The sequence below is a fragment of the Longimicrobiaceae bacterium genome, assembly GCA_035696245.1.
Taxonomy (GTDB): Bacteria; Gemmatimonadota; Gemmatimonadetes; order Longimicrobiales; family Longimicrobiaceae; genus DASRQW01.
In genome coordinates this window covers 1-10,588 of record DASRQW010000535.1, presented here as the reverse complement: position 1 = coordinate 10,588, position 10,588 = coordinate 1, and the positions used below count along the sequence as shown (strand labels likewise).

Here is a 10,588-nt window from a genome sequence, read left to right as displayed (position 1 = left end):
GCCACGCCGCGCTCCGCCAGCAGGTCGGTGGCAGGGCGCCCGTCCACCCGCGAGCGCGCGAGCAGCGCGTCGAAGCCGCCCGCGCGCAGCGAGGCCAGCGCCGCGGCGTACGTGTCGGCGTGGGCGAAGCAGCGCATGCCGACCTCCGCCAGCAGCGCGCCCGTGGCGAGGCCGCGTTCGGCGTCGGTGTCCACCACCAGGATGCGGAGTGCCTGGGCGTCCATCTCGCTCGGACTTGGGGGAAGTGCGGCGCGGGCCGCCGGGAGCGCGCAGGCGGCGGCTCCCGCCGGCGTGCGCGCGGATTGTCGCACCGGGACCGGGTGCGGGTATTCGCTGGCTCGGGGAGTCCGTCCGGACTCCGCCAGAAACGTTCCAGCCCCCGCCGGGACGGCGGATTAGGATCGTGCCGCCCCGCCCAGCGGGGGCGCGGCGGGCATGCTCCGGCTGCGGCCGCGTCATCCACCCGCGCACGTATCCCCATGCGGATGTTCAGACGGCTCCGGACGCCATCTCCCGGATCGCGTCGCCGTCGTCCCGCGCCAGCCGGCCGAGTTCCCCTTCCCGCCGCAGAACGCAACGTTTCAGGAGATGCGCATCATCCTCATCCCCCGGACGGCGAGGGCGGACGACTGCGGTGGCAACGGAAGGCGTGGAAACGAGAATCTGATCCCGATCCCCCGCAAGCGAAAGGCCGCCTCCCCGGGAGAGCGGCCTCGGTCGCGTGACGGCGGCCGGATGCCGCCCTCAGCCGGCCGATCGCGCGCCCGTAAGGCGGGGCGTGTGGACGGCGGGGACGGGGGTGGCGTCGGCGAGCAGCGCCAGCAGGGAGCCTTCGGGCGCCTCGGCCCAGTCCTGGGGCACGGGGCTCAGGCGGCGCTTCTCGGACTGCGAGTCGAAGGTGAGCCAGCCGGCCTGGTAGTTCTCGCGGACGCTGCGGAGGATGCCGGTGCGGGGAAAGGTGTCCCACACCATCCAGGCGCGGCCGGTCTCGTCGCGGAACTCTCGGTATGCCATGGGGACCGTGGGGGAGCCGGGACACGGGAGAGGCGCGTGGTGCGTGCTCCTATAAAGCATCGCCCCGCGCCCGGCGGCAAGGGTCTTCGCGTGGCACTGGTGAAGAGGGACCGCCGGTGCCACGCCCGGTGCGCCTCAGTCGGGCGGGGACGCGGGCGATTCGCCGCCTTCCTGGCCGCCACGCAGCTCTTCCAGCACCTGGATGGCCCCGGCGATGCGCAGCATCGTCTCGCGCAGCTGCGCCTGCTGCATGTCCAGCTCGCGCAGGCGCTCCTCGCCCCGCTGGAAATCCTGCTTGAGCTCTGCGATTCTCTGGTCGATCCTCTCGTTCAACTTCGCCTCGTCGGTGTCACGTGTGGATAGGGCGACGGGAGATGCACGGCCGCGCATCTCCCGTGTTCGTACTCGGATGGGGGGGAGCGTCGCGGTCGCACGCAGCTCCGCCGGCCGCTCTTCACGCAGGGGCGGCGCCTTCCGCGACCAGGCGCGTCAGCTCGTCGATGCGGCGCCGCTGCTCGTCCACCACGCCGTTGAGCTGCTTCAGCGCGGCGATGGCGATCACGCCGAACGCGTCGTAGGCCACGCCCAGCGTGCCGTCGGCGCAGGTGCTCACCAGCTCGGGGAACACCTCCCTCACCTCCTGCGCGATGACGCCCACGTCGCGCTCGCCACTGTGCTTCCAGTCGAAGCTCACGGGCCGCAGGCGCAGCGCGTGGCCAAGCGGGTCGTCGAGCGGCGCCACCGCGGTCTTGAGCGAAGCGTCGGAGTTGCGGTTCCAGTTGCCGTTCACGTCCATGAACTGCCCCACGCCGTTCTCGCGATAGAAGACGACGTTGCTGTTGTCCTCCCAGTAGATCTGCATCAGGCGGTTCGTGTTCGCCTGCTCCAGGCGGAACCCGCCCGCCGAGTTGTTGGCCGGCTGGCGCACGGTGAGCCGGGCCGGCGGGTCGTTCCTCCCGATGCCCACGTTGCCCGACGGCATCAAGGCGATGTGGTCGTCGCCGTCGTTCAGAATGCCCAGCTCCAGCGTGCACGACTCGGCCGTGCGGGAGTAGTAGCGCAGGTACGCCTTGTCGCCGCTTCCGCCGAAGGCATCCAGCGGGAAGAGGATGCCGTTCGTGTCGGCGGCACCCGCCGAGGGCTGGATCATGCCGGTGACGCGAAGGTCTCCGCCCACGACCAGGCGCTTGCCCATTAGGGTGAGCTGCCCGTCGGCGTCGTTGATGATGCGGGCGCTGTAGTCGCTCTGGACTCCCTTGTAGTGGAAGTCGATGTACGGCGTGCCCACCCCCGCCGTGCTGTTGTCGGCGCCCAGCTCGATGCTGCCGCCCTGGTCCGTCGACAGCACGCTCCCGTTGCCCCACCGCAGGTCCTTCCCGAGGATCTGTCCCGTGCCGAGCTTCACGCTGTTCTCGTCGCCGTTGACCACGGCCACCAGCAGCCAGTTGCTGGGCGCGTTGAAGTCGGCCGTGTACGCGCGGATCTGGAAGGTCACCTCGTTCTGTAAGCCGCCGGGCTTGTGCACCGCGTACAGCGCTTCCCACCCGTTGAGCTGGACACCGTTGGTGACCGAGCGGTCCTTACCGTCGTAGACGTTCGCGGCGGGGATGGGTGCGGTGGGCTGGACGATGTCGACGTACCCCGCCGAGAAGGTGGTGCCCTTGTTCGCGGAGATGCCGATGAAGCGGTTCGTCCACTTCAGCCGCCCGTCGGCCCAGGTCACGGTGCCGCCGCCGCTCAGGGTGAACTGCGCCTTCACGTAGTCGTTCGCCGCGCCGCTCATCACGCCCAGCCCGGTGTCCAGCGCGGTGCGCGGGGTCGGGGTCCAGATGCCCACGTTGCTCTTGCCGGCGGGCGCGAGCAGCACGTCGTTGCCCAGCTCGTTGATGCGCAGCGGCTTGGAGCCGTGCGACTGGATCCACGAGTACTCGGTGTGGTAGCCCAGCCGTAGCTGCGACCCGTCGATGGGCCCCAGCACCATCGTGGTCCCGCTGGAGTCGGTCGCCTGGTTGATGACGTGCAGCTTCGCCGAGCCCGTGGCGGCGCCCACGACCAGCGATTTAGGGACCGCCGCCGCGCCGTCGCGTGCGATGGCCAGCGCGTCGCCGCCGGCCGCGACCCACAGCGCCAGCTTCCCGCCGCCCCGGTTGCAGAACTCGACCCGGTTGTCGATGCCGTCCGACGCCGCCAGGCGGATGTAGGTGCTGGCCTCGGTCGACTCGAAGAGGGCGATGGCTCCGGGCCCCTTCACGTGCAGCCGGTACGCCGGGTTGGCGCCGTTCCCCAGTCCCACGCCCAGCGAGCCGTCCTTGGCGAACGCGAAGAGGTCGCCCTCGGACCATAGCCGCGCGGCGGCGCCGTCCTGGTTGTAGAGGACGAAGCGGTCGCCCGGCGAGTACGCGGTCGGCTTCGTGGCCAGGTTCCGCCGCACGATGCCCAGCTCGCCGCCGCTGCCCGTGATCTCGATCGCGCCCGCCTCCCCGCCAAAGGCCCAGGGGCCCACGTTGATCGCCTTGCCCACGTGGAGCTGCGCGCCGGGATTGGGGGTGCCGATGCCCACGTTGCCCTTGCCGTTGGGCGCGAGCAGCACGTCGTTGCCCAGCTCGTTGATGCGCAGCGGCTTGCCGGCGTGCGACTGGATCCACGAGTAGTCGGCGTGGTACCCCAGGCGGAGCTGCGCGGTGGCGCCGGTGCCCAGCACCAGGGTGGTGCCGTTGGAGTCGCTGGCCTTGTCGACCACGTGCAGGCGCCCGCTTGGGTCGGTGCCCACGCCCAGCGACCCGCGCACCGTCTCGTTCTCGGTCACGATCAGGCTGCCGCGCAGCTCCACGGTGGAGTCGGCGCTCATCCGCAGCTTGGGCCACTGCGCCGTAGTGCCGCCGTCGGAGGTGAGCGAGATGGAGCGCGCCTCGAACTCGCCGCCCACCGCGCCGGTCAGCCGCCGCCGCGCCGAGCCCTCGCCCTCGTCGGCGGCGCCGATGCCGTCGGCGCCCACCACCACGCGGCCCACGGGGATGTTCATGCCCGGGTCGTCGGGCGGCGTCTCGTCCAGGGAGATGTCGGGCACCTCCTCCCACCGGCGGTTGCCCTGCACGCCCGTCTCGCTCGACGGGTCGGCCTGGCGCTCGGTGTAGGCCACGGTCACCCACAGCGTCTTGCCCACGTAGGCGCCCAGGTCGTACGTGGCGTCCTGGAGCAGCACGATCTCGCGGCCCAGCACGTCCAGCGCCATGCCGTTGCCCACCGTCAGGCGCCGCCCGCCGCCGTCCAGCCGCAGCGCCATCCCCGAGGCGACGCCCGTGGTGTGCAGCAGCCGGTTGTGCGTGCGGCGCATGTCCAGGTGGTACGCCTGCTCGTCGGTGAAGTCCTTCTCCCGCAGGAACTGGTGGTCGAAGTACCTCAGCCTCTGCACGTTGTCGGGCATGGGAGTCTCCTGGGGTGGGGCTCAGTCGGCGAAGGGAGGGCTGAGCAGCGTGTCCTCGCCCAGACGGGAGTGCACGCCGATCTGCAGCGACGGGGTCTCGAGTACCAGGGCGTAGCGCGTGTGCGCGGGCTTCTCGGCGTCCACGATGGCCTGCACCGTGGCGTACATGCGGCGCCGCACGGCCGGGTCGGGGGTGGAGATGCGCACCGTCACGCGGAAGAAGTGCGGCGCGCCCCCGCCGATCACCGTGCTCGCCCCCACCTGCGACGACGTGCCCACGCGCAGAGGGTCCATCGTCTCGTTGATGGTGGGGAGGATGCCGGTGTAGATCCGGATCATCTCCTCCAGCCCGCGTCGGGTGCCGCGCAGGCGGTACAGGCGCACGGCGTTCTCCACGAAGTCGCGCCGCCGCTGCTCGTCGAAGTCCACGCGCAGGGTCAGGGCGACCCACCCGGCCAGCCACTCCAGGAACTCGGCCGGCGCCTCCTGCGGGCGGAAGTGGCGGGGGATGCCGGACACCACCGCGGCCAGGCCGCCGTCGGGCTCGTCGCCCGTGCCGTGCAGCACCTCCTGGAAGGCGAGCAGGAAGCGGCCCAGGAAGGTGGGCCCCCCGGCGGCGCCTTCCTGGTAGATGGCGGGCAGGTACTCCAGCCACCGGCTGGCGCGGCCGGACTGCGCGTCGTCACCCGCCATCGTCCGCTCCCGGCAGCAGGTCGGCCTCCACCTCCACGCTCACCTCGGCCATCTCGCCCTGCACCAGCGCCACGGCCAGCACGCGGCCGCTCTTGCCGTACACGAGCCGCGACTCGTCGGCCGTCAGCGTCACGTGCACCGGGCCCAGCACGCCCGGTACGGCGCGCACCGCCCGCTCCAGCGTGGCGGCGCGGACCTCGGTCGCGGTGTTCTCCGCCCCGGCCACGAAGGGCGGGAAGGCGCGCCGCACCAGGTCGCGGATGGCGCCGAACACCTCGGGCAGCGGCGTTCCCGGCGCGGCGGCGAGCTCCACCTTCGCGCTCACGGGCACGAAGCCGCGGGCCGTCCTCACGTCGCCGGGCGAGAAGCGCAGGGTGGGGAGCTGGTGCGGGCGGAGCGCCATGCCCACCATCTCCCCGTCGTCGTTCCACGACGGTTCCGCAGTCACGCACCGCCCGCCGTCTCCGCACGTGCTGGTGAGGACCACGTCCACCACGTACGCCACGCCCGGCAGCGAGCCCAGCAGGTCGTAGATCTCGGAGAGGTACACGCTGCGCCCCAGCGGCCACCCGCTTCCGTCCGGCCCGCCGCGGACGGGGTCCAGGAAGCGCCGCAGCACCGGCTCCACCGCGCGGCGCGGGTCCGCGACGGCCAGGTGCGCCCATCCCTCGTCGTCGGCCACGTCCAGATCCGGCAGGTCGGGCCGCAGGGCGAGCAGCGCCTCCACGCGAATGGGGACGTAGAGGGGCGAGACCACGTGGTGGCGCGTGCCCAGCGTGCGGCGCGGGTCCAGGTACTGCCACAGCGCGCGCCGCAGCGCGGCCGGCCCCGGCGTGTCGGGCATTCCCAGCGGCTCCGCGGGCTCGTCGGCCGAGACGACGACCAGGCTCACGTGCGCGGGCGCCGGCTGGCTGCGATCCGTCTCGCTGTCGCCATCCAGGTCGCGCCGGGCCACGAGGTGGGCGCGCAGCACCGCGGGCACGGCGGAGGGCAGCACGTCGGCCGCGGGGGAGAGCCCCGTCTGCGCCCACCACTCCGCCAGCGCGGGCGACGACTCCGCCGGCGCCTCGTCCGTGGCCGATCTCTCGGCGTGCCGGGCCGACGCCAGCAGCCGGTTGAAGTCGGCGAGCGCGAGCTGCTCGAAGTCGCCCGCCGTCACCGCGCGGTATCGCGTCCGCAGGTCCGAGATGGTGGAGGCGACGTCGTCGTCCAGATCGCCGGTGCCCGTCCAGTCCGGCCCGTTGAGCAGGGAGAGGAAGGCGCGCGTGTGCTCCGGCGGAACCTGGTCCGCCCGGAAGTGCTGCATCTCCACCAGCCAGGCGAACAGCTCCACCAGCGTGATGCCGGGGTCCGACGGGTTGTGGTCGGTCCACGCGGGCGCCAGGCCGGGGATGAGGGCGCGCGCCTCGTCGGCCAGCTCGGCGTAGGTGCGGTCGTCCAGGACGGGGAGGGGGAGGGCCACGCCGCGCTCCTCAGCCGCCCGCCGCGGCGGACACCGTCACGCGGTGCGCGCCGGAGTACACCAGGAACCGGGGCGAGGCCGCCGCGCCGGACTCGGCCACCGAGAGGCGGCGGAGGTGGTCGACGCCGCCGACCCGCTCCACCAGCGCGTACAGCTCGGAGCGGTGCGGGCGCTGGCCCGGCGGCCATCCCAGCCCGTCGGCCCCGCCGGTGAGCGGGTGCAGGTACGCGGCGAGGGCGGCGGACACGGCCGCGCCCGCCGTTCGCGCCGCATCGGCCGACACCGGCGCCACGTCGGCCGTGACGGACAGCTCCAGCCACTCCGGCCCGGCCACCTCCAGGTCCACCGTGGGCGGGCAGCGCTCGGCCAGGTAGGCGGCCACGCGCTCCAGCAGGTCCGCGCCGGGCACCGGGCGGGCCGCCGCGCTGCGGGGGACCACGACCACGGCCACGCGCCCGCCGTCGTCGCCCGTGGGCACCGCGTGCGCGGCGGCCACCTCAGGCGAGGCCTCCATCGCCAGGTCCTCGTAGTCCGCCGGGGTCACGGCGCGGCCGCGGTGGCGGAGCAGGCGGGGGCCGCGGAGCTTCACCGCCGCCAGCGTCTCGGCCGCGGAGCCGCCGGCGGACGGCTCGGGGTTGGTGACGGAGGCCACGTACGGGATGGTGGTCCGCAGCTGCGTGACGGTTCCCGCGTCGCGGTTGCCCTGCGGGCCGCCGCCGGTGCGGTAGAGCGACATCCGCACGTTGGCGCGTCCCCGCGGCGGGACCAGCCCGCGCCGCCCGTCGCCGAAGCGCACCTCGCCCGATGCGCGGTCCAGCGTGTAGTGGCGGCTGCGCGGGCCGGAGCCGTAGAAGTCCGGCACCTGGCGCCAGCGCACCCACACCTCTCCGGCGGCGCCCGGCTCGCCCGGCACCTCGCGCATCTCCTCCGCGTCCTCCTCGTCCAGGATCCGCCTGCGCTCGGCGGCCGACGGGATGCCGGGCTCCATCACCTCCAGCACCTGGCCGGGGAGGACGGGCGCGCGGGCGGTGCGGAAGGCCTGCCCGCGGTCGCCCCCGGCGGACCCCAGGACCTCGCCCGCGAGGACCGACGTCTGCGAGGCCCAGGTGGTGTTGAGGAGCACGCGCTCCACCCGCGGCAGCCGGCCCGCGTCGCCCGAGGCGAGCCGCGCGCGCAGCCAGAACGCGGCGCGCCCCAGCTCGGTGGAGAGGCGGAAGTCCGCCGGGCCCACGAAGGTGACCAGCCCGCGGCGCGACAGGCCGTCGGTGCCGTCGTCCACCGCCAGCTCGCCCCACTCGGACCCGTTCCAGTACTCCCACACGATCACCGCCGGGTCGCCCGCGGGCGCGGCGGGGTCGTGCTCGCGCTCGCCGACGCCCACGTAGAGCGTGTTGGCCGTGTTCGCGAAGCCCGTGTCCGCCCCCGTCCGCTCGAAGCCCAGGTACAGCGCCGGGTCGCCGCCTGCCGCTTCAAAGGCGATGAGGGCTGCGAGGGGCTGGCCCGCGGCGGGAGCGGCGGCCTCCGTCACCGCCATGCCGTTCTCCGCCAGGGCCAGGCGCGGAGCGGGCTCGGTCGCCTGGTACGTGTACGAGAGGGCGGCGGAGCGGATGGACGGCGGGGCATACGTGGCGGGCACCAGCGTGTAGCCCGCGGTTCCGGTGGCCGCCTGGTAGCGCGCCTCCACGCCGTAGTTGCCCGCGACGATGCGGGCGCGGACCCACATACCGGCGACGCCGCTGACCGTGGTGGGCCCCATCTCGGGCGGGCGGGTGAAGGTCACCGCGGCCGAGGCGGTGAGCGCGTTCGTGGCGTCGGCGAACCCCGCCCGCCCGCCGGCGACCGTCCCCGCGTGCGTCGAGTCGCCCAGCGTGTCCCACCGCTGCGCCACGCCGTTCCAGAACTCCCACCGCAGCGTCAGGTCGTTCGACGGCTTGGCGGGCGCCGGGACGGCGGAGGCGTTGGCGGGGTTGGAGAGCTCGACCCCCAGGGAGAGGGCCGCGCCCGGCTTGTCGTCCACCTCCGGCAGGGCCAGGTACACCACGTCGCCGAAGCGCGGGCGCTCGCCGAAGGGGAAGAAATCCTTCGTGAGGTCCAGCGGCGTCGCGTTGGCGAAGCCTGCGGCGGGAGCGAGCCCGGCCGCGGAGGCCGAGGCCGCCGCGGCGGCGGAGCCGAGCGTGGGCGCGACCGCCGCGTAGCCGATCTTGACGCTGGAGAGGGCGGGGGGCTTCGGCAGCCCGCCGGTGGAGTAGCTGCCGCGGGCCACGGTGACGCGCAGCCAGGCGCCCATCGTCCCCGCCCAGTCGGCGGACGCCCACTCGGCCGGCGCCGTGAAGGCGGCCACGCCGCTCCGCGTGAAGGCCATCGTCCCGTCGGAGAAGCCGGGCGCGGCGTCGGGGTTCAGGTTGCCCGTGAGCGTGGTGGAGATGCCCAGGCGCTTCCACGCATCGTCCCCCGCCACGCGGCACTCCCAAAGCAGCTCCAGGTCCGACGACGGCGCGGCTTCCACCGCCGGATCGACGTCGACCGCGATGCGGACGGTGGCGAGGGGGACGCCGAACGCCTGCGCCGCGAGCAGGAACGGCCGGTGCGGAAGGCCGATGCCGAAGGGATGGACGGCCTGGGCGAGGTCGATGGGCTCCGTGCCCGTGAAGGCGGCGGCCGGCTCGTCGCCCCGCCGCGCCATCGGCACGGTGAGGCGGGCGCGCAGCCAGCGGCCGGTGCGCTTGTGCACGGCTTCCACGGGGACGGCGGGGAGGAGGCCCAGCCGGACCTGCCAGGTGGCCTCGTCCCACGTGGCGGCCACGGGATGCCACGCACCGCCCGCGAGGTACGACCAACTCGCCAGCCGCGGCCACGGCGCTTCCCCGGGCCCCAGCGCGAGCGTGACCGTCGAGGGCCCGGAGACCGCCAGCACGTCGCCGAACGCCAGGTAGAGGTCGTGCCCCGCGGGCGAGGTCCCCGCGAAGGCGGGGAAGCCGCGGGCCGCCAGCGCGTCGGCCGTGCGGTCGGCGTAGGAGTCGTCGGCCGGGTCGCGGGAGACGACGTGGGCGAGGCGGGTGGCGGTGACCGTCAGGTCGCGCTCCGTCTCGAACACCACGGGCTCCGTCTCGCCCTCCGCCGGGGGCGCGGCGACCGGGGTGCCGGCCGGCACGAGCGCGTCGGCGGTCGCGCCGCCCGCGAGCGCGAAGGCGAGCGGCACGCGCGCGGGCTGCGCGGGGAGCAGCTCGAGGCCCAGCAGGTCCAGGAAGGCCAGGAAGTTCTTGTCGGCCGCGCGGTTCACGCGGTCGGCCACGCCCTCGGCCATGTGCGCGAACACCTGCACCAGCGCCGCGCCGGGATCTCCCGGGCCGGCGGGGCGCCAGCCCGCGTAGCGCTCCAGCAGCTCGGCGGTCAGGGCCGCGAACTCCGGGCGCGTGCGCCGCTCGATGGGAGGGGCCGACAGGGGGCTCAAGCCGTGCTCCCGTCCAGGTAGAAGGGATAGACCAGGTTGAACTGGTTGTTGGTGGTGCGCACCCGGTACTCCACCTCGATGAGCAGCTGCGCGGGCGTCTTCGCGTCGGGCTCCGCGGTCACGTCCAGCACCTCGATCCGCGGCTCCCAGCGCACCAGCGCCTCGCGCACCGCGTCGGCCACGCGGGCGCGGGTGGCCTCGTTCTGGACCGAGAAGACGAGGTCGTGGATGCCGCACCCGAAGCCGGGCCGCATCACCCGCTCGCCCGGCGCGGTGCCCAGCACGACCCACACGGCCTGGCGGATGCTCTCCTCGTGCGCCACGAGCGAGGGCGCACCGTGCGCGTCGCCGTCCCACGGACGCGCCAGCCCCAGGAAGTCCCAGCCGGCCCCCAGGAAGTCGCTCACCGCCTCAGCCGATCATGACGGTGCCGACCGCGATCACGGTGCCCACCGGCGCGTCGGCGGGGTCGTTGCAGGTCTCGGCCGTGTCGCCCGCGCGGGCGGCGGCCTTGCCGTTGATGGTCACCGTGGCGCTCCCCATC

At 74.1% G+C, this 10,588-nt stretch carries 8 protein-coding genes; all 8 read right to left on the bottom strand.

What is annotated here, in order from left to right; all coding sequences use genetic code 11:
• The coding region (locus VFE05_23770; protein HET6233116.1) for a hypothetical protein at positions 1–224 on the bottom strand (224 nt) is incomplete at its 3' end.
• 520 nt (positions 225–744) lie between these two features.
• Entirely contained in the window at positions 745–1,014 is a 270-nt protein-coding gene (locus tag VFE05_23765; GenBank protein HET6233115.1) for a hypothetical protein, read from the bottom strand.
• Between the two features lie 135 nt (positions 1,015–1,149).
• Positions 1,150–1,347: a hypothetical protein gene (locus VFE05_23760; GenBank protein ID HET6233114.1), complete on the bottom strand. Its 198-nt coding sequence runs from the start codon at positions 1,345–1,347 to the stop codon at positions 1,150–1,152.
• 121 nt (positions 1,348–1,468) lie between these two features.
• Positions 1,469–4,438: a tail fiber domain-containing protein gene (locus tag VFE05_23755; GenBank protein ID HET6233113.1), complete on the bottom strand. Its 2,970-nt coding sequence runs from the start codon at positions 4,436–4,438 to the stop codon at positions 1,469–1,471.
• 21 nt (positions 4,439–4,459) lie between these two features.
• Positions 4,460–5,131 carry a phage tail protein gene (locus VFE05_23750; protein HET6233112.1) on the bottom strand — a complete coding sequence of 224 codons (672 nt, stop codon included), beginning with the start codon at positions 5,129–5,131 and terminating at the stop codon, positions 4,460–4,462.
• Positions 5,121–6,593, bottom strand: coding sequence for a hypothetical protein (locus tag VFE05_23745; GenBank protein ID HET6233111.1), 1,473 nt, complete (start codon positions 6,591–6,593; stop codon positions 5,121–5,123). Before VFE05_23745 ends, VFE05_23750 begins: the two co-directional genes overlap by 11 nt.
• A 10-nt stretch (positions 6,594–6,603) precedes the next feature.
• On the bottom strand, positions 6,604–10,044 hold the full coding sequence (locus tag VFE05_23740) for a putative baseplate assembly protein (GenBank protein HET6233110.1): 3,441 nt from the start codon (positions 10,042–10,044) through the stop codon (positions 6,604–6,606).
• On the bottom strand, positions 10,041–10,451 hold the full coding sequence (locus VFE05_23735) for a GPW/gp25 family protein (GenBank protein HET6233109.1): 411 nt from the start codon (positions 10,449–10,451) through the stop codon (positions 10,041–10,043). Before VFE05_23735 ends, VFE05_23740 begins: the two co-directional genes overlap by 4 nt.
• Between the last annotated feature and the right edge of the window lie 137 nt (positions 10,452–10,588).